Source organism: Thalassospira permensis NBRC 106175 (genome assembly GCF_000714555.1).
GTDB classification, from domain to species: domain Bacteria; phylum Pseudomonadota; class Alphaproteobacteria; order Rhodospirillales; family Thalassospiraceae; genus Thalassospira; species Thalassospira xiamenensis.
In genome coordinates this window covers 128,512-150,387 of the sequence record NZ_AUNC01000001.1, presented here as the reverse complement: position 1 = coordinate 150,387, position 21,876 = coordinate 128,512, and the positions used below count along the sequence as shown (strand labels likewise).

Genomic DNA, 21,876 nt, shown 5'->3' with positions numbered 1-21,876 from the left:
AGAGTCCAGGTCAGGACCCAGGAGGCCGTCCCACATGTTTCTCGGAATAGATGTCGGCACATCTGCCGTTAAAGCGCTTCTGATGGATGAACATTCGCTCACCGTCGCCGAAACCGATGTGCCCCTGACGCTGAGCAACCCCAAACCATTCTGGAGCGAACAGCACCCCGATGACTGGTGGGCTGCGACCTGCACGGCGCTGGATCAGTTGAAATCATCCAACCCCGCCGCCCTTGCCGCGGTTCGGGCCATCGGCCTGTCCGGCCAGATGCACGGGGCGGTGATCCTTGATGCGAATGACAAGCCACTCCGCCCGGCGATCCTGTGGAATGACGGCCGGGCCAAGGCCGAATGCGATGAATTGCAGGCCGCCCTGCCCGATCTGCCATCGCGGGCCGGTGTGGTTGCCATGCCCGGCATGACCGCGCCCAAACTGATGTGGCTGCGCAAACACGAACCCGAAATCTTTGCCCGGATCAAAACCGTCCTGCTGCCCAAGGATTACATCCGTTTCTGCCTGACCGGCGAAAAGGTCACCGAAATGTCGGATGCCGCCGGAACCCTTTGGCTTGATGAAGAAAGCCGCAGCTGGAATTTTGACGCCATTGCCGCAACCGGCATGGATATTGCCCAACTACCCCGCCTTGCCGAAGGAAGCGACCCCACCGGCCATCTGCGCGGTGAACTGGCCGCGCGCTGGGATATGAAGCCGACCGTGATTGTTGCCGGTGGTGGCGGCGATGCCGCGACCGGTGGTATCGGTGTCGGGGCGGTCAGCCATGGCGACGGCTTCATTTCGCTTGGCACCTCGTCACAGATTTTCGTGGCATCCGACCGTTACCGCCCGAAACCCCAGGAACTTTTGCACAGCTTCGCCCATGCCGTGCCCCAGCACTGGTTCCAGATGGCGGTATTGCTGAACGGGGCAAGCTGCCTTTTGTGGGCGGCAAACCTGTTGGGCGAAAAGGATATCGGCGCATTGCTGCAACGCACCGAAGCCGCGCATAAGGCCCCGTCGGATGTTGTGTTCCTGCCCTACCTTAATGGCGAACGGACCCCGCATAACGATCCCTATGCGCGCGGCGTGTTCTTTGGCCTTGGCAGTGACACATCGCGCGAAACAATGGTGCAATCGGTGCTCGAAGGTGTCGGTTTTGCCCTTCTGGACGGGCAATCGCGCCTGCATGCCGCCGGAACGCATTGCGAATTGCCCGGTGTCATTGGCGGCGGCGCGCGCAGCCGATACTGGATTCAACTGATATCTGACATCATGGGATGCCCGCTTGCCCGATACGAAGGGGCGGCCAAGGGCCCGGCATTTGGCGCGGCCCGTCTGGGGCGGCTGGCACTTGATCACGAAACGGTCGAAGACGTCTGTCAGAAACCGGTCATACAGGAAGTGATCGAACCCGATATGCGCAAACATGCCGATTATCAGCCGCGATTTGCCAAATTCAGACGAATCTATGCTGCCCTGCGCGATGAATTCCAACCTGTCTGAATACGTCATCAGACCATACCGATTGCCTTACCTGACCGGCCTTTCAGCGGTGTGATGCATTTCACCTGAAATGTTGCATCCGGGTTCTTTAAACACCTGAAAAGATGCCAATATCAGTAAAAGGTATTAGAAATTTTCTAATCGGATAGTCCATGACCATTGCCATCGTCGGAAGTTCCAATATCGATTTTGCCGCCCGCGTTGCCCAATTGCCCAAACCCGGCCAAACCGTATCGGCCAAGGATTACATGACCGGCCCGGGCGGAAAGGGATGCAATCAGGCGATTGCCGTTGCACGACTGGGTCAAATGCCTGTTTTCATTTCCAAAATCGGCAATGATGTTCTGGGACGCAGCCTGATCGATACCCTGAACGCCGAAGGCTTTGACACCAACCAGCTGATCCAGTCGGCCGACGCCCAGACCGGAACCGCCCTGATATCCATCGACGATGCTGGCGAAAACATCATCACGGTGGCCGGTGGGGCAAACATGACCATGAGCCGGGCCGACATCCGCGAAAAACAGGTGTTTCTGGAACATTGCAATTATCTGCTGGTGCAGCTCGAATGCCCGGTTGTTGCCATTGCCTGCGCAATGAAATACGCCCGCGAAGCTGGCGCAACCATCATCCTTGATCCGGCACCGGTGCCCGACCGGGTTGTTTTGCGCGATCTGATGGAACTGACCGACATTGTCACCCCGAATATCAGTGAATGCTCTGCCATGACCGGCATTCACCCCGACAATGATGAAACCGCCCACGCGGCCGCATCAAAACTGCACGAAATGGGCGCGCGTATCGTGGTGATCAAAATGGGATCAAGGGGCGCATTTTATTCCGACGGCGACCAGTCGGGCAGGGTCGAACCCTTTGACGTTGCCGCAATTGATACGGTTGCCGCGGGGGACTGTTTCAATGGCGGGCTGGCCGTTGCCCTGCATGACGGACGACCATTGCGTGATGCCGTCCGGTTTGCCTGTGCGACCGGGGCATTGGCGACCACGCGCTATGGTGCTGCCGACGCCGCCCCGACCCTTGATCAGGTACTATCACTGATGGAAAGTGCGGATTGATCCCAATCAGGACGCGGCATCAATCAGATTGTTGAAATAGTCGATAACCCCGTCGGCATCCCATTTGGCCGTGCCTTCCAGTTTGCCGATAACCTGCCCGTTGGCGTCAATCACGAAACTGGTCGGAAGGCCGCGCGCGCCAAAGGCCCGTGCGGTTGCCCCGCGCGGATCAAGCAAGACATCAAGATGGCCGATTCCGTTTTCATCAAAGAATTCCTGCACGATTTCCGCCCCACCACGATCCTGACTAAGCGCCAGAACACGGAACGGCTTGCCATCCATTTTCGCCGCCAGTCGATCAAGATCGGGCATTTCCTCGATGCAGGGCGCGCACCATGTCGCCCAAAGATTGACCAGAATAACCTTTCCTTTCAGGTTCTTAAGGTCACTTTCGCTGCCATCGGCCTCGATAAAAACCGCCTTTTCCGGCAGGCTTGAGCCCTCAGGTGCGGTGTCCATTTTCGAAAGTTCTTGCGGCAATTGCGTATCTGCAAAGGCAGGGCTTGCATAAATGGCCGATATGGCGACAATCACGCCCAGTTTTACGTAACGAAGCAATGCCTTCACAATACTCACCTTTCCAACGCTTGCGGATCACAATGACCGATCAAAACGCCACCGACCAGAAAAATGCCAACGCCCTGTGGGGAGGCCGCTTTGAAGCGGGCCCGTCCGCCATCATGGAAGAAATCAATGCTTCCATCGGCTTTGACAAACGCCTGTACGCCCAGGACATTCAGGGTTCCAAAGCCCATTGCGCCATGCTGGTCAAGCAGAAGATCATCCCCGCAGAAGATGGCGACAAAATAGTCGCGGGTCTAGACCAGATCCTTCAGGAAATCGAAAACGGCACATTCACCTTCTCGGCTGCCCTTGAAGACATCCACATGAATGTCGAAAGCCGCCTGCGTGATCTGATCGGGCCTGCGGCCGGTCGCCTGCATACCGCGCGCTCCCGCAATGATCAGGTCGCAACCGATTTCAAACTCTGGGTCCGCGACGTGGCACTGGCCGATCTTGAAGCCGGGCTCAAGGGCCTTCAGGAAGCCCTGATCGAACAGGCCGGCACCCATGCCGAAACCATCATGCCGGGCTTTACCCACCTTCAGGCCGCCCAGCCGGTCACCTTTGGCCATCATCTTCTGGCCTATGTCGAAATGTTTGGCCGGGATCGTGGCCGCGTTGCCGATTGCCGCACACGCGCCAATGAAAACCCGCTGGGTTCGGCGGCCCTTGCCGGAACGCCCTATCCGATTGACCGTCACATGACGGCATCATCGCTTGGCTTTGATCGTCCGACCGCGAACTCGCTCGATGCGGTGTCGGATCGTGACTTTGCGCTGGAATATCTGAACGCGGCCTCAATCACCGCCATGCATCTGTCGCGCCTGGCCGAGGAAATGGTGATCTGGTGTTCCGCACAGTTCAAATTTATCGGCATGTCGGACAAATTTTCGACCGGCTCGTCGATCATGCCGCAGAAACGCAACCCCGATGCTGCCGAACTGATCCGCTCCAAGATCGGCCGTATCGTTGGCTGCTATAATTCGCTGATGCTGTCGATGAAGGGGCTGCCGCTGGCCTATTCCAAGGACATGCAGGAAGACAAGGAACCGGTATTCGAAGCCCACGACCATCTGGGTCTTTGTGTCGCCGCCATGACCGGCATGATTGCCGACATGAAGGTGCATAAGGACAACATGCGTGCTGCCGCCGGGGCCGGTTACACCACCGCAACCGATCTGGCCGACTGGCTGGTGGCCGAACTGGGCATGCCGTTCCGCGACGCCCATCACGTGGTCGGTGCGACCGTGAAACTGGCCGAAGGCAAGGGGTGTGATCTCGATCAGCTTTCGCTCGAAGACCTTCAGGGGATCGAACCCAAAATCACCAAGGCCGTTTACGATGTCCTGACTGTCGAGGCATCGGTCAGCGCGCGTCAAAGCTTCGGCGGTACCGCCCCGGTCCGGGTGAAGGAACAGGTCGCAGCCGCAAAGGAAAGGTTCCTGAAATGAGCAACCCGATCTTCAAACGCAGCACAGTGATCGTACTGGCGGTGATGCTGGGCCTGTCTGTTGCCGCGTGTGGCAAAAAAGGCCCGCTTGAACCACCGACCGACGAAGGCCGCAACTATCCACGGACATATCCGGCACAATGAACCATTTTGAATATATTGATGGCGTCCTTCACGCCGAAGGCGTTTCCATCCCCGAGCTTGCCGAAAAAGTCGGCACGCCGTTCTATTGCTATTCCACCGCCACCCTTGAACGTCACTATCACGTTTATGCCAGTGCGTTTGACGGGCTTGATGCCACGGTTTGCTACGCCATCAAGGCGAACTCCAATCAGGCTGTGCTGAAAACGCTGGCCAAACTGGGGGCCGGGGCCGATGTGGTTTCGGTTGGCGAAATGCGCCGCGCCCTGCGCGCCGGTGTTGCCCCGGGCAAAATCATTTTTTCCGGCGTTGGCAAGGCCGATGCCGAAATGCGCGAAGCCCTTGATGCCGATATCGCCCAGATCAATGTCGAAAGCATCCCGGAACTTGAAGAACTCAACCGGGTTGCCCTCGACATGGGCAAAAAGGCCCGCATCGCGATCCGCATCAACCCGCATGTCGATGCCAAAACCCACGAAAAGATCGCCACCGGCAAGGCCGAAAACAAATTCGGCATCGACTGGACCCGCGCGATCGAAGTTTATCGCATGGCCGCCGCCATGGACGGGATCGACGTCACCGGCATTGCCATGCATATCGGATCGCAACTGACCGATCTTGCACCGTTCCGCGAAGCCTTCACCCGTCTTGCCGATCTGGTCGAAAAGCTTCGGGCCGAAGGCATCAATATCCGCAATCTTGATCTTGGTGGCGGGCTTGGCATTGCCTATCAGGGCGAAACACCGCCCCTGCCCAATGCCTATGGCCAGATGGTGCGTGAAACCGTCGGTCACCTTGGCTGCCACATCACGCTCGAACCGGGCCGCCTGATTGCGGGCAACGCCGGTGTGATGATTTCGCGCGTCATGTATATCAAGGACGGCGAAGCCAAACGCTTTGTCATTCTCGATGCCGCGATGAACGACCTGATCCGTCCAACCCTTTACAACGCCTATCACGAAATCATCCCGGTCGATGAACAGACTGAAGGCGACAAACAGGCAACCGTCGATATCGTCGGCCCGGTCTGCGAAACCGGCGACACCTTCGGCAAGGACCGCAAACTGCCCGATGACCTGAAACCGGGTGATCTGGTCGCGGTCATGTCGGCAGGTGCCTATGGCGCGGTGATGTCATCGACCTACAACACCCGTGCCCTAACGCCCGAAGTCCTGGTCAAGGGCGACGACTTCGCCATCGTCCGCCCACGTCAGTCGATTGACGACCTGATCGGTCTGGACCGTATCCCCGACTGGCTCGACTGATCCGGACCGGAAGAACCCGGAAAAACTTTGCAAGGCGGTCTTTCCACACAAAAGGCCGCCTTCTGCATATCCGCATCCTGCCCGACAGAGATCATCTGACCTGCCCCCATCTCCTTCGATCTCCCGGATGGTTCCGGGGGGCTCCGAGGGCCAAGGGCAGGACAGGAACACCAGACTCCGAAAGCACGGCAACAGGGTGATTTTCCCCGAAGCAGACGAAATGCTCCACCCGGCCAAAACACGGCCTTCCAACAGACGTCCCACTGACAGCCACAGGCTTACCGCCCGCTTCGATCCCTTCCGCCAACGCCATGACCACGAAGCCCGGCCAAACCTCGGACCTCCGAAAGCCTAACCACCAGACGACCCACAAACCGCCCAAAACCTCGCTGCCCGCTCCGGTCCCTTTCGGCAATGCCACGACCACCGACGCCGGACAAACTCCGGGCCTTCGCCAGACTCACCCTCAGACGGTCCTCGGCCTCGCTGCCGCCCCACTCCCGTCCGGCACGGCCACAACCACCGACGCCAGACAAACCTCGGGCCCTCGCCAGACTCGCCCTCAGACGGTCCTCGGGCTTGCGGCCCCCAACTGTCCACCACCGACGGGCCACAGATCCCTGCCGCCACTGCTGCCGCTTCCGGCAAATCCGGGGTCCCTTCCCCGATAAGACGCACCTCTCCCGTCATGACAAATAAGGGTGTTCGAAACCTGTTAGAACCGGCGCAAAATGCCGCCGTAATGGCTCCGCCATCCGCCGATGAGCATCCTGCGGAGTGCCCCGCCGCCCTGCCTCAATCCTTGCCGCTGCATCCTGATCACCTCTTTGATCCCGCCCCAAACGCAAAAACCCGCAAGGCACAAGGCCTCGCGGGTTTCGGTCCGGGTGCATTTCTCCCGTTGACTTTATCCTTATGCCACAATAAAAAGAACAAATCAAGAACTTTCTGAAAAAACTTTATATACCGCCAAAAGCCGCCCCATCCGGGCCGGTTTTTATTTTGACTCACGCGCGATCCTGACTTGACCCGCCGCGTCAAAGCCCCAAACTTAGATGAGGGTCCTGTCAGACCCAGTTGGCGTCACATGTCCCGAAAACGGGGCGATTGCAGGGGCCGAAATTCGATATGTCGATCATACCACCCAATCCCCGACTGGAACGTCATCTGCGCCTGGCGCGGATGATCATGTCGTGGGAACGGGTATGGCCGCGGCTGATCCCGCCTTTGACAATCGTGATGCTGATTGCCGGTCTGACCCTGACCAGTACCTTTGAAATACTGCCCGCAACCGGGCATATCATTTTGCTGTCGATCCTGTCGGTTGCCGGTCTTGCTGCCATTATCCTGCCGTGGCGCCATTTCACATGGCCCAATCGCCGTGCTGTCCTGCAAAGGATAGAACAGGAAAACGGCCTTGAAAACAACCCGCTGCAAAGCCTTGAAGACCATATCGAAGATCGCGACGACCCACTGACCAGCTATCTGTGGCAAAAACAGTTGCAACGCCACGAGGCAATGCTGAACCATCTGCATCTGCCCCGTCCGGTGCCGTCCCTTGCCAGGGTGGATCGATACGGGTTGGTCATCTTGCCCGTATTGCTTCTGAGCGTTGGCCTGTTTGCCGGTCACGACCGCATGAGCGAGCGGTTTTACAAGGCATTCAGCCCGCTGCAACGGCTGGGTGCTGCTGATTTCAGCACGACATTGTGGGTGACCCCACCGGCCTATACCGGACAAATCCCGCGCGTCCTGCGGTTCGAGCAGGTTAAAGGCCAGCAAAAGCAGGATGATGGCGGCTCTGACGCATCGCGCGTCATTGATGTCGACGTGCCTGTCGGGTCGACACTTGCCGGCAGCATCGGCAGTGTCTGGCAACCGACCCTGCATACGCCGACCGGTGAACGCGACATTTCCGAAAGCAGCGACAACAGCTATGTCCTCTCGACCGCACTTGATCAGGCCGGACCATGGCGCATTTCGGTCTGGGGCACGGATCGGCTGACCCTTAATGTCAATCTGGTTGCCGATAAACCGCCCGCACTTTCATTTGCAAGCCCGCCTTCGATTACCCGGCGCGAACATATCCGGCTGGACTACGTTGCGACCGATGATTACGGCATGAAAAACCTTGAACTGGTTATCACGCCCGCAACCGACGGCACTGGTCGCGAACAGTTTGGCACCATCGATAATATCCGTATCGATCTGTCTGGTGGCGACACCCCGGGTGGTATGGCCGCCATGCCGACACGGATCGAAGGCCCCCGTTTCATTGATCTGGTATCCCACCCATGGGCGGGGCTTCCGGTTAATCTGCAACTGGTTTCGCTCGACAACGCCGGACAAAATGGCGAAAGCGACATACGTTCGATCATTCTGCCCGAACGTGAATTCACCCATCCCGTGGCCAAAAAACTGATCACGATCCGCCGCGGATTGCTGCGCTATCCCGACAAGGCCCTTGAAATGCGCAACGCCCTTATGCCTGTCATTTATGCCCCGCAGGCATTTAACGGCCATATCGGCATTTTCCTGGCACTTTCCGTGACCGAGGCACGACTTTCGGCCCATCTGCGTGATCGCGACATCCATCAGGACGTGGCCGGTTTGCTTTGGCACATCGCCGAAGAGATCGAACGCGGCAGCTATGGCATGGCCGAACGCAATCTGATGGAGGCTGAGGAACGGCTGCTGGATGCCCTTGCCAACCCGGACGTGACCGAAGCCGAAATCGCCGATCTGATCGAAAACTATCGCCGCGCCCTTAACGAATATATGGCCGCCCTCGCCCGCGAGGCACCGCAGAGTCAGCAGAACCAGCAACAGGGCCCCGCCGCCATCCTTGAACAGCAGGACCTGTCACGTATCGTCGATCAGATCGAAGCACTCATGCAGGCTGGTGCGCGTGATCAGGCGCGCGCCCTGATCGACCGCCTGCGCGAACTGGTCGAAAACATGCAGGTCACATCGGGCGACGGCGGGGCCGATATCACATCCACCTTGCGCGAAATGCTTGATGGCATTCGCGATCTTGCCCGCCGCCAGCAGGACCTGATGAATCAGGGGGATAATCCCTCAAGCCCCGGCGGCAATGGCAACCGCGCACGGCAGCAGCAAAATCTTGCCGGGGACGCACAGAGCCTGACCAACAATTCCGGCTTTGGCCAGTTTGGCAATCTCAGCGGCATAGAAACCGCGATAGAGGCCATGCAACGCGCCGCAGACGCCCTTGACCACAATCGCGCCCACGAAGCCCTGCAACAACAGGGGCAGGCCATGGAAGCGCTGCAACAGGGTATTGGCGAGCTAAGCCGTGCTCTTGAAGGTTTAAGCCAGATGATGCCGATGCTTGATGAACTTCAGGGGTCGGGCAATCGTGATCCGCTTGGTCGGCCGGTGGGCGGCGATGGCACCACCGTCATCCCCGAAGTCGACACGCTTGAACGGGCATGGCGTATCTTGCAGGAACTCCGCCGTCGTTCCGGCGACCCGGACCGCCCGGTGATCGAACAGGAATATATCGACCGGCTGCTTAAACGGTTCTAGGGCGTCCTACCGGACTCTTTGCGAACGACCACAAAAAAGGGCAGCGACGGATCGCTGCCCTTGTCATTTTCAGATCAAACCGGTCAGGGTTCGACCGCCTCGCGCGGGTCAAGGAATGTGACCTGCAAACGGGTTGCTGTCGGGTTCGGACGACGGATTTTGGTTTCGACCGTCATGGTTTCGCCAACCGGCAGCATCTGGGCTTCCATCGGCATGTCCGCGCCGCCCTGCACCGCACTTTCGTCATAGATCAGCGGCACTTTTTTGCGCTGAACCACACGATCCAGCGGATCAAGAAGCTCGATCAGCAGATAGGGCAACGCCCGGTCGATCTCATCTATATTGACGATCTCGGCGCGAACGACAAGAACGTCAACACCGTCTTCCTCTTCGCGAGTCGGCGGCAATTCCCGAATATCAAGGCCTTCGCCAACATGGGGTACATCAAGCCCGACCATGTCATAGACCTTGGCAATCGGCGGCCACAGATTGATCAGGATATCTTTGGCAAAATATCCGCCTGCACCAATCCCGCCAAGGATCAGGAAGAACAGGATCCAGCCAATCACACCCTTTTTCGATTTCGCAGGCGGTTTCGGATTGTTGCGAATCAGCTGCTGCGGGATGGGGGGCGGATCGGGAATTTTGTCCGCATCCTCGAAACCGGGATCAACCTGACCTGGCATCTGATCGGCATTGAAATCGGCACCAAGCGCGCCATCCTGATCGAAAGGCGGCGGCAGCTTGTTTTCCTGCGCTGGCGACGGGGTTTTCATTCCCGGCGGGTCCTGATGCCAGCTATTGCCGCAGTTTTTGCAGCGTACGGTTCTGCCCTTTGGGCCGATCGCCTCTGTTTTCACAGAGTATTTTTTTGAACAATCTGGGCAAGTAATGATCATTGCAAACCTGGCATCTCGATGTCAGCGGCATGAAACCCGGGGCACGGCCATAACCTGAGTGATTTCCGACGATCCCCCGAATTCGCCGGTGTAGGGCAGAACCTACACTATATGTAAATAGCGGCGATTTAACAGACTGTTAAGCACAGATAACTGAAGCTGCCCCAATTTGGATGGCACAGCATTGCACATATGGTGCTTAGATGACATCCGAAGAACTGTTTAAGTCGTCATATTTTCGGCCAATCTATAATGATACCCACTTTGGGATCAGCCAAATCGGACTTTTGCAATTGTTCAAGCGGCCCCATCATTATCATGTTATGTCGGGTCTGATACGTCGTGCTGCGATATGGAGCGCAAGTTTTGACTGAAGTCGTAAGTTTCAGGAATGTGGGTGTCCGCTATGAATCCGGGCCGGAGATTCTGCGCGATCTGAACTTTACCCTGCATCGTGGCAGCTTTCATTTCCTGACCGGGGCTTCTGGTGCGGGCAAATCGACATTGATGCGCCTGCTCTATCTTGCCCTGCGCCAGACACGCGGCGAGATCAATATTTTCGGACGCGACAATATCCGCATTCCGCGCGACGAACTGCCCGCCATCCGCCGCAAGATCGGCGTGGTGTTTCAGGACTTCCGCCTGATCAATCATTTGACGACTTTTGAAAATGTCGCCCTGCCGCTTCGCGTCGCCGGGGTCGAGGATCTGCAAATCCGCAAAAATGTGACCGAACTTCTCGAATGGGTCGGCCTTGGTGATCAGATCAATGCGGTTCCATCGCGGCTTTCCGGCGGGCAGCAGCAACGCGTTGCCATCGCGCGCGCGGTTATCGGCCGCCCGGCCCTGCTTCTGGCTGACGAGCCGACCGGCAACGTTGATGACCGGATCGCCATGCGGCTGTTATATCTTTTTGAAGAACTGAACAAACTTGGCACCACGGTGCTGATCGCCACCCATAACCGGCAACTTGTGCGTCGTTTTGGCCATAATCAATGGCTGCTTGAGGCCGGCACGCTGCACGACATCACGCATAGCGCGTAACCGACCAAACCGACGGCAACTGGCTCAGACAGGACCCAAAATCGATCATGGCTTTTCGTTCGCAACCGTCACATCTGCCACTTGATAGCGACTCATCGACGCGCTTTTTGCCAAGCATCGTCGCATTGATGGTGGCCTTGCTGACGTTTTCGATCGTTGGCCTGGCGGCCCTGCATGACAGTGTCGGCAAATGGTCCGGTCAGATCGAAGGCAGCCTTTCGATACAGGTTCCCCCGACCGGCATGGCGGATCGCGCCCCCGAAGAACGCGAACAGGCTTTGCAGGCAACCGTTGACGATATTATCGAACAGCTCGCCGACATGCCCGGCATCTCCCGGATCGAGGAACTCAGCCCCGAAACCATGTCGGCCCTTCTTGAACCGTGGCTTGGCCCCGATGAAATCGTCAGCGAATTACCGATCCCGCGCATTATCGAAATCACCCCGGAAACCGGGTTTAATTTCGATATGCTTGAACGCCGTCTGGGTGAAATCGCCCCCGAAGCCGTTCTGGATGATCATCGCATCTGGATAGAACGGATTGCCGATGTTGCCTTTTCGGTGGAACTGGCATTGATGGCGTTAATCGTCGTGCTGTTTGGGGCAACGATGCTGTCGGTTGTTTTTGCCACACGTTCGGGTCTTTCAATCCATCGGACGATCATTGAATTGCTGCATCTGATCGGGGCACAGGATTCCTATATCGCGGGCCAGTTTGCCCGCCATAACCTGCGGCTGGCATTTTTCGGGGCATTGATCGGCCTTCTGATCGCCCTGCCGGTTTCGGGTGTGATCGCGTGGCTTGGCATGCGGGCGGGATGGCCGATTCCGACACTGGTTTTCAGCCCGCTTTTCATCGGCATCATCATCGCCATTCCGTTCGTGGTCGCCGGTGTCGCACAGATGACGGCCAAAAGAACTGTGCTGCGTGTCTTGCGCAGAATGTTGTAACCTGCCTCACTCCTCCGTATAGTCGGCCTGCAGCGTCGTGATCATTTACTGTTTCGGATCATGACCTTGTCCCAAAAGGAGAGCCCCGTCGCATGCCAGCGTCCCGTCAGGCCCAATCATATGAATAGGCCGCCCCTTTCCGTTCAGCACCGACGACGCTTTCGCCGGTTCCGGTTTTTGCTATCGACCCTGATCCTGCTGGGGCTGGTCTGGGCGGGTGGCTTTATCTGGTATGTCGACATCATTCCAACCGCGGTTGATGAACCTGATCGCAAGACTGACGCCATCGTTGTTCTGACCGGTGGCAGTGAACGGCTTTCGGAAGGGCGCCGTCTTCTGACCCGCCAGCTTGCCAGAAAACTGTTTATTTCCGGCGTCTATCGCGGGGTTGAAGTCGACGAGCTTCTATCGGCAGGCAAAGCCGATCCCCGGCTGGTTTCATGCTGTGTGGTTCTGGGTCATGTTGCGGAAAACACCCGCGGCAATGCCCTGGAAACGGCGGTTTGGGTGTATGAGGAAGGCTATAAAAGCCTGCGCATCGTCACGGCAAACTATCACATGCCGAGGTCGCTTCTGGAATTTCGCAGCCTGATGCCCGATGTCGAAATCATCGCCCACCCGGTGTTCCCCGATAACGTCAAGGTCGACAGCTGGTGGCGGTGGCCGGGAAGCGCCAGCCTGATCGCAAGCGAATATAACAAATTCCTGTTTGCCAGCCTCAGGAACTATATCCTGCGGCTGCTGCCAGACGGTGATCGCGCCAACCTGCATGGCCCCGCCCCGACACCAGAACCCTCCGGACAGGATTATTCCGCATCAAATCGCCCGGCACAGAAATCGGGTTGAAGATACAGCGTTTCACTCGTGTCGTATAACTGTTACAAACCCTTTGACTAAGTGTTTGAAGGATCTGTCTGCATGAGAGCCCTGCGCGCGTTTTTGTTTAACGTGTTGTTTTTCGCCGGTACAACAGCACTTTGCATTTGTATGGTTCCCCTGATGCCGTTTGGTCGCAAGGCCAATCAGCTTGTTGGACATATGTGGTGTCATTTGACGCAAGGCGCGTTGGCCATCTCTGTTGGCATGTATAAACGTATTCGCGGCCTTGAAAACCTGCCCAAAGGCCCCTGTATTCTGGTTGCCAAACATCAGTCTGCGTGGGAAACCCTGACCTTTCACACGGTCGTGCCTGACCCGGCCTATATCCTGAAAAAGGAACTGACCCGCATTCCGTTGATGGGGCAGTTCCTGTTGTTTTCCGGGCAGATTGCGGTCGACAGATCGGCTGGATCATCCGCCCTGAAAGACATGATCAAGGGTGCCGAACGTGCGCTTGAGGACGGCAGGCAGATCGTAATCTTCCCCGAAGGAACCCGCACACCGCCCGGTTCGGATCGGCCGTATCATCCCGGTATTTATGCGCTATACAAGGCGTTCCCCAATACGCCGGTCATTCCGGTTGCCATCAATTCCGGCATGTTCTGGGGACGTCACAGCTTCATGAAATACGGTGGCGAGGTCACCATGGAATTCCTGCCCGCGATTGAGCCGGATCTGGATCGCAAAACATTTATGAAAACGATCAAAAGCAGGATTGATGACCGCACGCGGGAACTTGAACGCGAAGCACAGGCCGAGTTTAATCTGCCGACCCTGACATCACGTGACGTCGAGATCGAGGAAGCCCGAGAAAAAGCCGAAGCCGAACAGCAGGAAGCCAAAACCGCGATTCCGATGAAATCCGTCGACCAGGAAAAAACGCCGTCCTGATCATACGGATCGTTCGAACACCCAAAAGGCCGGAGTTTGATCCGGCCTTTTCGATTCTATCCGTCCGGCAGCTTTTATGCTTTCCGGCGTGTTGCCTGCCAGATGCCAAAGGCAATCAATGTGATCCCGCCCAGATGGTAAATGTGCAATTCCTCGCCCAAAAAGATGATGGCAAGGATGCTGGCAAAAACCGGCATCAGATACAGAAACACACCGGCATTTGCCGGGCCGACAACCGCAACCCCCTTGTTCCAGAACAGATAGCCCAAAAAAGCGGGCCCCGCGCCGATATAGAAAATCTTGAGCATATCGGGCCATGCCGGATCAAGATGGGTAAAGAACGGCTCATTGCGAACAGTCACCGACCAGATATAAAGCGGAGTCAGGAACACCAACCCGATCAGGGCCGAAACAAACACGAGGCTTAGTGGATGGACCCCTTTGGGGGCACGTTTCAAAAGCATCGAGTATGCCGCCCAGACCATGGCTGAAATCATCGCAAACAGATCGCCCGAGACAAAGTTCATCTCGGCAAAGACCGAAAAGTCGCCTTTAGCAATGATCACCGCCGTCCCGACACCGGCAATCAGCACACCGGCCCACTGGCCAAGCTTGGGTTTATCGGCCGTAAGCACCGCTGCAAATAACAGAACCCAGACCGGGGTTGTCGCATTGAGAAGCCCGGTATTGACCGCCGTTGTGTTGTAAGCCGCCAGATAAATGACGATTGAAAACATGAAAACGCCGGTTGTTCCGATCAGGAACATCGACATTTTATGATCGGCCATCAGCCTCAGATCGCGTTTAAGGTGCGGAATACAAACCGGAAACAATAATACGGCGGCCACAACCCAACGCCAGAACGCCAATGCTTCAAGCGGCACCGTGGCATTCACCCCGCGTGCAACGACATGGTTTGACCCCCACATCATCGCGCAGGCAACCAGCATCAGATAGGCGGCCATCAATGGGGCATTGGCACCTTTGGACGTTGTGGTGGCGTCCGACATTAGATTCCGGCTCCCATATTGATTTCACCGTATTCGCGGCGCACCAGATCCATCAGATCGTGCAACGGCGGGTCGACAATTCCCATCTCGTCAAGATGGCAGACCGTGTTTTCAAGATATTCCAGGTTCGGGCCAATATTGCCATGTGCCGCAACAATGATTTCAACTGCCGTTCGCACCGGCAGGTTTCCGGCAAACTGTTCATGCGTTGGATCGGCGACATAGGTGTGCGCGATCACCTTGCGTCCGTCGGCAAGCTCGACCTCGACATCGGCGGGAATATAGGTGTTGGTCACCAGTTCACGTTCATCAAGATAGGCCTTGACCAGCGGCCAGTTGTCCGGCGCGATCCGAAACGCGTTCCCGACACATTCCCCGCCAACATTCAGCCCCAGAACCAGCCCCGGATTTTCCGGTGTGCCGCGATAATGATGGGAATAGATGCAAAAGGACCGGTGATAGCCACGCAGCGTCGCGCGTGCCCGTTCTTCAAATTCGAAGCCCGGACGCCACAGCAGCGATCCATATCCAAATACCCATCTTTCCTGGGGCTCAGTCAAAATTTCCTCCGGTCATGCTGGCGTTTTATGTCCGGTTCTGAACCTAGCGTTTCACCATCACCAATGCCACCCCAAGTGCGGCAATTGCAAATCCGGCAAAGCCGAGCATGCCCAGATGTTCATCAAAAAGCAGCCAGGCAAAGAAGGCAGCCGTGGGCGGGACAAGGTAGAACATGCTTGCAACCCGGGTTGCCTCGCCCTGCTTGATCAAAACCATCAGAAGCATGATCGCGCCGATTGACAACACCAGAACCAGCCACGCCATCGCAAGAATGAAGTTCATGCTCCATTCGATCACCAAGGGTTCCTTGATCAGGGCAACCACCCCGACAAAAGCCGCGGCGGCAACATACTGGATAACCGTACCGCTCATCAGGTCCATGCCCGTGCAGAACCTCTTCTGATAAAGCGTCCCGGCCGTCATGCCAAACAGTGCCATGATGGCAAGCCCGATGCCAAAGGCCGTAATACCGATCCCATCACCGATTTTGGGCACCAGCACCAACGCCACACCGATCAGGCCAAGAACAAGCCCCGCCCACTGGCGTCCACTGACACGTTCCCCAAGAAGGGCACCGACGACCGATGCGGTCACGACCGGCTGCAATCCGACGATCAAGGCCGCCAAACCCGACGGAAGCCCCGTATCAATTGCCCAGAAAACACCGCCCAGATAAATCCCGTGGACAAGAACACCGGTCGTGCTGATATGGGCAACCTGCCGCCAGCTTTTAGGCCATTTGGCACCTAGCAACGAAATCACCGGCACCATCAGAACAATCACAATGGCGAAACGGGCAAACAGAAAGGTAAACGGGTCGGCATAGGGAAGTCCGAACTTTGCGCCAACAAAGCCCGTGCTCCAGAGGAACACAAACACGAACGGCATAATCCGTGCAAAAGCCGGATGATCGGTGGCAGGCATGACGTTCCCCTTTTTCCGGCGAAAGATGCTGTTTGGGGCGCATCTTTCCGCCCGACGACGGCCTGCCATTTGCAAACCGTGAAAATTGATTATTTATCGGTCTTGTTTTTGCCCTTGGCGTCGCTTTGGCGGTCTTCACCTTCGGCCGAGAAATTGGTGAAATACTGCCCGGCATCGACAATACCACGGCGGATTTCACGCGTACGGCTGAACAGGTCGAACAGTTTTTCACCCTCGCCCCAGCGGATCGCGCGTTGCAACGCCATCAAATCTTCCTGAAAACGGCCAAGAACCTCAAGGACCGCTTCGCGGTTGTTCAAAAACACGTCGCGCCACATCGTCGGGTCGGATGCGGCAATACGGGTGAAATCACGGAAACCCGATGCGGAAAACTTGATGACTTCCTGACGCAGTGCATCTTCAAGATCGGTTGCCGTCCCGACGATGGTATAGGCGATCAGATGCGGCAGATGCGATGTGATGCCAAGAATGCGATCATGATGATCGGCATCCATGCACTCAACCTTCATGCCACATGCTTCCCAAAGAGCCTGCACGCGTGCCGTCGCACTTTCCTTTTCACCCGGAATCGGGGTCAGGATGCACCACCGGCCTTCGAACAGTTCGGGAAAACCGGAATCCGGTCCGGAATGTTCGGTCCCGGCCAAAGGATGGCCCGGCACGAACGAGACGCCTTCGTCAAGATGCGGCGCAATGTCACGAATGACCGCCTGTTTGACCGACCCGACGTCGGAAACAATCGCACCCTTTTTAAGGTTTCCGGCAAGCTGTGCGCCGATGGCTTCATTGGCCCCCACCGGCGCACAGATCATCACCAGATCGGCATCCTTAACCGCTTCCTTGATGTCGCAATAGGCTGCATCGGCGATACCAAGTTCAAGCACCCGGTCACGGGTGGCTTCGGAACGCACGGCACAGGTGATCTTTTTCGCCAGACCATCGCGCAGAATGCGACGGGCAAGTGACGAGCCAATCAGCCCCATGCCGATAAAAGCAACGGTATCAAAAAGCGGTTCGGATGCGGTGTTGGTCATTTTACCTGTTCACAAAGTCTTTGATCGCCTGAAGGCAGATTTCCATTTCTTCCTTCGTACCAATCGAAATACGCAACATCTGCGGCAGGCCATAAGCACCGATTTTGCGCGGAATAATGCCCTGTGCCATCATGAAATCATTGGCAGCATCGGCGTTCTTGCCTTCTGCCTTGGGGAATTCGACCAGAACAAAGTTGCCATAGCTCGGATGGGCGATCAGCCCGTCAATCGCGTTCACCTGATCGCGGAACCACGCCAGTGTTTCGGCATTGTGACGCACGCAGGCATTGACGAATTCATCATCATCAAGTGCCGCAAGACCGGCTTCCTGCGTCGGAAGGGCAACGTTAAACGGATTGCGCAGGCGTTGCAGAACGTCGGCAATATCAACCGGCGCATAGCACCAGCCAAGACGAATGCCGCCAAGACCATAAATCTTGGAAAATGTGCGGGTCATGACGGTATTTTTACCGGCACGCACCAGTTCTTCACCGGCGGAATAATCTTCCTGCCCGGTCATGAATTCGGCGTACGCCGCGTCAACGACCAGAACGATATCTTCGCGCAGACCATCACGCAGGCGTTTCATTTCCGCATCATTGATGTAGGTCCCCGTCGGATTGTTCGGGTTCGCGACAAAAACGATTTTGGTTTTTTCCGTCACTGCCGCCAGCAGCGCATCAACGCTGGTGGTCATGTTGGTTTCGGCTGCTGTCACCGGAACCGCACCGACACCCTTGGCCGCAATCGGATACATCAGGAAGCCATGCTGCGAATACAGCACTTCATCCCCCGGACCCGCATAGGCACGGATCAGAAGGGTGATCAACTCGTCCGAGCCGGCACCGCAGACAATCTGATCGGCTTCAATATTGTATTTCTCGGCCAGCTTGTTGCGGAGCGCCTCGCAACCGCCATCGGGATAGCGATGCAGCTTTTCAGCCGACTTGCGGAGCGCCTCGATGGCCTTGGGGCTCGGACCAAGCGCGCCTTCGTTCGATGAAAGCTTGATCACGCGGGTTGCACCATCGGTGCGCGACTTGCCGCCAACATAAGGCGCAATATCAAGAATGCCGGGACGTGGGGTGGGCGCAGACATTTCCTAGTTTCTCCCAGTGGGCAGGGCCGGTGACAATCAACCGACCGGTATTATCAACTCAGCGCGTCTTCAGGAATCGGCACGCCATAGGCACCGACAACACTGAGCCCTTCGGGATCAAGTCCCTGATCGGTCAGTGCACGCTGAAACGCTTCGGCGCGATTACAAAAGAATCCCGGCACATCAACAAGAACAAAACGTCGATCACCGGTTTCATCGGCAGAAAAGCCAAGGATTGCCGATCCATCGATGCCATTCGCAATTTTTTTGCGCGCCGTATCCATCGAAATCTCGTTTGGCAGGCTGACGATAAACAGCGTGCGATCATCACCGCTTTCTTCAAGCTCGATTGCCGCAAGGACAAATCCTTCGGTCTGCTCACCCCGTCCGACCGGACGTCCGCCAAATGGCAGCTTCGAGACAATGCGCACCGGGCTGTCATCGGACAACAAGGTCCACCATGGCTGTGCTTCGCCAAGTTCGGGTTTCGGGAACACTCCGACCGCCGCACGGCCTTCTTCAAGGGCATAAAATGCTTCGCGCGGTGTATCGAATTCGACGATTTCGTTCAGGCAGCCAAAGTTAAGGCGCGCAAGTTCCCAGCAATCCACCCCGTCGGCATTGCGGCAAAGGGCGACCGTATAAGGGGCTTCAAGGCGCGTTCCGGCAGCTATCATTTCGCGCCAGATCTGGATCAGGGCCGTTTTCGGAAAGGCACCATCGTGACGATCAACCAGTGTACGCATGATACGGGCTTCACGTGCCGGACGATACGGCACCTTGACCTTGCCACCGGCCGCAATCACCCGGTCCTTATAGGCCCCGACTGCCTGCACAACCTTGGTGCGCCGAATGATCAGGGATTGCAGTGCCTGATCGATATCATCGATTTCCGCCCTCAGCCCGTTCAGGTCAAGATTTGCTAAATTTTCGTCGCTTTGCGCCATGATCCGCTCTTTTGTCAAACGGGGCCCAGTATTAGGACAGGGCACCCGAAAAGCAAAGAAAAGATTGACTAAATCCCGGTCTATTCCTAGCTAGAACAGGCTTGTTTTCTTTGATGCCAAGGAACAGCCAGCCCTGCTTGCGACAAAAACAACCTAATCCAAGGGAAACGGACATTCATGTCGACCGCCGCCAGCACAAATCAGCGCAGCAAACTTCCCGGCCATCACATGGTCCTTGGGGAAACGGAAAAGCTGCGTCTTGATAGCGGCATCGAATTCGGGCCGTTCACCATTGCCTATCAGACATATGGTGAACTTAACGCCGACAAAACCAACGCCATTCTGGTTTGCCACGCCTTGACCGGCGATCAGTATGTCGCCGATGAAGTCCACCCGATCACGGGCAAGGAAGGCTGGTGGCGTGAAATCGTCGGGCCGGGCAAAATCATCGATACCAACAAATATTTCGTCATTTGTTCGAACGTGATTGGCGGTTGCCTGGGAAGCACCGGGCCCAAGGAAATCAACCCGGCTACCGGCAAGCCCTGGGGCCTTGATTTCCCGGTGATCACGATTGCCGATATGGTGCGTGCGCAGACCATGCTGATCGATGCATTGGGCATCGATACCCTGTTTGCGGTTATTGGCGGCTCGATGGGCGGCATGCAGGTTCTTGAATGGTGCAAAAGCTATTCCCATCGCGTTTTTGCCGCCGCGCCGATTGCAACCAGCTTCCGCCATTCGGCGCAAAACATCGCGTTTCACGAAGTCGGGCGTCAGGCGGTCATGGCCGATCCGGACTGGTGCGGGGGCAATTACCTGCTGGAAGGCAAAAAACCTTCCCGCGGGCTGGCCGTGGCGCGGATGACCGCGCACATCACCTATCTGTCGCAACCGGCCCTGCATCGCAAATTCGGCCGCAAGCTTCAGAACCGCGGCGCGATTACCTATAGCTTCGATCATGATTTCCAGATCGAAAGCTATTTGCGCCATCAGGGCAAAAGCTTTGTCGACCGGTTTGATGCCAACAGCTATCTCTATATCACGCGGGCGATGGATTACTTCGATCTGTCCGCCGATGCCGAAGGCCGCCTTGGCGAAGCCTTCGTTGGCTGCAAAACCCGTTTCTGCGTCATTTCGTTTTCCAGCGACTGGTGCTTTACCACCGCCGAAAGCCGCCAGCTTGCCCACGCATTGAATGCGTCATCGTGCAATGTCAGTTGTGTGGAAATCGAAAGCGACAAGGGGCATGATGCCTTCCTGCTCGACGAGCCGGATTTCCATATGGTGTTAAGCGGCTTTATCGAAGGCGCTGCTGAAATCCGGGGATTGAAATAGGTTATGAATCACTCTTTACCCAATGGCAGCGGCGTTATTCCGAATGATCGCATTCGTGTCGATTTGCAGGTTATTGCCGATATGGTCGAACCCGGCACCCGTGTGCTTGATATCGGGTGCGGCGATGGTGAATTGCTGGGTTATCTGACGCGCAGCAAAAATGTTGATGGCCGCGGGCTTGAGCTTTCCAACGAAGGGGTGCGCAATTGCGTGGCACAGGGTCTTCCGGTGATGCAGGGCGATGCGGATCGTGATCTTGGCGATTATCCCGACGGGGCGTTTGATTACGCCATCCTCAGCCAGACATTGCAGGCGACCAACCGCCCGAAACAGGTTCTGACTGAACTGCTTCGCATCGGTCAGAAAGCCATCGTTTCCTTCCCGAATTTCGGTCACTGGCGTGCGCGGTTTGATTTGATGTTCCGCGGGCGCATGCCGCAAAACCCGAACCTGCCGATCATGTGGTACGAAACTCCGAACATCCATTTTTGTACCGTCCGGGATTTTGTGGCCCTTTGTGATGAATGCGGCTTTAAAATCGAACGGTCGATGGTGCTGAATGAAAGCGGATCGAAAGTCAGTCTGGATAGCCATTCACGGCTTGCCAATTTCTTTGGCAATCAGGCGCTTTTCATGCTGAGCAAGTAGTTCCTGCCAACGCCTTTGTCATTTTTGCCATCACAATTGCCCCCCATCCACGTCAGATGACGAGCATGATCACGTGATGGGGACG

At 56.6% G+C, this 21,876-nt stretch carries 20 protein-coding genes; 12 read left to right on the top strand and 8 right to left on the bottom strand.

Annotated features, from left to right (window positions below; translation table 11 throughout):
* Positions 1-34: 34 nt before the first annotated feature.
* Positions 35-1,501, top strand: a complete 1,467-nt coding sequence (xylB, locus tag SMB34_RS00565; protein ID WP_037987110.1) for a xylulokinase — start codon at positions 35-37, stop codon at positions 1,499-1,501.
* A 152-nt stretch (positions 1,502-1,653) separates the two neighbouring features.
* Complete coding sequence (rbsK, locus tag SMB34_RS00560; protein ID WP_037987108.1) at positions 1,654-2,577, top strand: ribokinase; 924 nt, start codon at positions 1,654-1,656, stop codon at positions 2,575-2,577.
* 6 nt (positions 2,578-2,583) lie between these two features.
* On the opposite strand, the gene SMB34_RS00555 is transcribed toward rbsK, so the two are convergent.
* Complete coding sequence (locus SMB34_RS00555; protein ID WP_037987106.1) at positions 2,584-3,144, bottom strand: TlpA disulfide reductase family protein; 561 nt, start codon at positions 3,142-3,144, stop codon at positions 2,584-2,586.
* Between the two features lie 32 nt (positions 3,145-3,176).
* On the opposite strand from SMB34_RS00555, the gene argH reads away from it, so the two are divergent.
* The 4 genes from argH (at position 3,177) to SMB34_RS00540 (ending at position 9,546) form a co-directional block, all read left to right on the top strand.
* A complete protein-coding gene (argH, locus tag SMB34_RS00550) occupies positions 3,177-4,592 on the top strand; it encodes an argininosuccinate lyase (protein WP_037987105.1) in 1,416 nt (471 codons plus the stop codon).
* Positions 4,589-4,735 carry an LPS translocon maturation chaperone LptM gene (lptM, locus tag SMB34_RS21115; protein ID WP_007092015.1) on the top strand — a complete coding sequence of 49 codons (147 nt, stop codon included), beginning with the start codon at positions 4,589-4,591 and terminating at the stop codon, positions 4,733-4,735. Before argH ends, lptM begins: the two co-directional genes overlap by 4 nt.
* Positions 4,732-5,997 (top strand): diaminopimelate decarboxylase, encoded by a 1,266-nt coding sequence (lysA, locus tag SMB34_RS00545; protein WP_037987104.1) that lies wholly within the window; start codon positions 4,732-4,734, stop codon positions 5,995-5,997. The genes lptM and lysA overlap by 4 nt, the downstream gene beginning before the upstream one ends.
* A gap of 1,128 nt (positions 5,998-7,125) precedes the next feature.
* Positions 7,126-9,546, top strand: a complete 2,421-nt coding sequence (locus SMB34_RS00540; RefSeq protein WP_037987103.1) for a DUF4175 domain-containing protein — start codon at positions 7,126-7,128, stop codon at positions 9,544-9,546.
* Between the two features lie 83 nt (positions 9,547-9,629).
* On the opposite strand, the gene SMB34_RS00535 is transcribed toward SMB34_RS00540, so the two are convergent.
* Entirely contained in the window at positions 9,630-10,445 is an 816-nt protein-coding gene (locus tag SMB34_RS00535; protein ID WP_074624793.1) for a DUF3426 domain-containing protein, read from the bottom strand.
* 366 nt (positions 10,446-10,811) lie between these two features.
* Here SMB34_RS00535 and ftsE point away from each other — a divergent pair, with 366 nt between their 5' ends.
* From ftsE to SMB34_RS00515, 4 genes are all read left to right on the top strand, one after another.
* Positions 10,812-11,489, top strand: coding sequence for a cell division ATP-binding protein FtsE (gene ftsE / locus SMB34_RS00530; protein ID WP_037987102.1), 678 nt, complete (start codon positions 10,812-10,814; stop codon positions 11,487-11,489).
* A gap of 47 nt (positions 11,490-11,536) precedes the next feature.
* A complete protein-coding gene (locus SMB34_RS00525; protein WP_037987101.1) occupies positions 11,537-12,439 on the top strand; it encodes a cell division protein FtsX in 903 nt (300 codons plus the stop codon).
* Positions 12,440-12,559: 120 nt separating this feature from the next.
* Positions 12,560-13,285: a YdcF family protein gene (locus SMB34_RS00520; RefSeq protein ID WP_051682055.1), complete on the top strand. Its 726-nt coding sequence runs from the start codon at positions 12,560-12,562 to the stop codon at positions 13,283-13,285.
* A 72-nt stretch (positions 13,286-13,357) separates the two neighbouring features.
* On the top strand, positions 13,358-14,209 hold the full coding sequence (locus SMB34_RS00515) for a lysophospholipid acyltransferase family protein (RefSeq protein ID WP_037987098.1): 852 nt from the start codon (positions 13,358-13,360) through the stop codon (positions 14,207-14,209).
* Between the two features lie 74 nt (positions 14,210-14,283).
* Here SMB34_RS00515 and SMB34_RS00510 read toward each other — a convergent pair whose 3' ends face one another.
* From SMB34_RS00510 to SMB34_RS00485, 6 genes are all read right to left on the bottom strand, one after another.
* Positions 14,284-15,219 (bottom strand): DMT family transporter, encoded by a 936-nt coding sequence (locus SMB34_RS00510; protein WP_037987096.1) that lies wholly within the window; start codon positions 15,217-15,219, stop codon positions 14,284-14,286.
* Positions 15,219-15,779, bottom strand: a complete 561-nt coding sequence (locus tag SMB34_RS00505) for a gamma-glutamylcyclotransferase (protein ID WP_007092003.1) — start codon at positions 15,777-15,779, stop codon at positions 15,219-15,221. The genes SMB34_RS00510 and SMB34_RS00505 overlap by 1 nt, the downstream gene beginning before the upstream one ends.
* A gap of 43 nt (positions 15,780-15,822) precedes the next feature.
* Positions 15,823-16,704 (bottom strand): DMT family transporter, encoded by an 882-nt coding sequence (locus tag SMB34_RS00500; protein ID WP_037987454.1) that lies wholly within the window; start codon positions 16,702-16,704, stop codon positions 15,823-15,825.
* An 89-nt stretch (positions 16,705-16,793) separates the two neighbouring features.
* Positions 16,794-17,759, bottom strand: coding sequence for a prephenate/arogenate dehydrogenase family protein (locus SMB34_RS00495; RefSeq protein ID WP_037987094.1), 966 nt, complete (start codon positions 17,757-17,759; stop codon positions 16,794-16,796).
* A 1-nt stretch (position 17,760) separates the two neighbouring features.
* Positions 17,761-18,858 carry a histidinol-phosphate transaminase gene (gene hisC / locus SMB34_RS00490; RefSeq protein WP_037987092.1) on the bottom strand — a complete coding sequence of 366 codons (1,098 nt, stop codon included), beginning with the start codon at positions 18,856-18,858 and terminating at the stop codon, positions 17,761-17,763.
* A gap of 53 nt (positions 18,859-18,911) precedes the next feature.
* Positions 18,912-19,805 (bottom strand): chorismate mutase, encoded by an 894-nt coding sequence (locus tag SMB34_RS00485; protein WP_007091999.1) that lies wholly within the window; start codon positions 19,803-19,805, stop codon positions 18,912-18,914.
* A 177-nt stretch (positions 19,806-19,982) separates the two neighbouring features.
* Here SMB34_RS00485 and metX point away from each other — a divergent pair, with 177 nt between their 5' ends.
* On the top strand, positions 19,983-21,143 hold the full coding sequence (gene metX, locus SMB34_RS00480; protein ID WP_007091998.1) for a homoserine O-acetyltransferase MetX: 1,161 nt from the start codon (positions 19,983-19,985) through the stop codon (positions 21,141-21,143).
* A gap of 3 nt (positions 21,144-21,146) precedes the next feature.
* Positions 21,147-21,791, top strand: a complete 645-nt coding sequence (gene metW / locus SMB34_RS00475) for a methionine biosynthesis protein MetW (RefSeq protein WP_051682054.1) — start codon at positions 21,147-21,149, stop codon at positions 21,789-21,791.
* Positions 21,792-21,876: the final 85 nt, after the last annotated feature.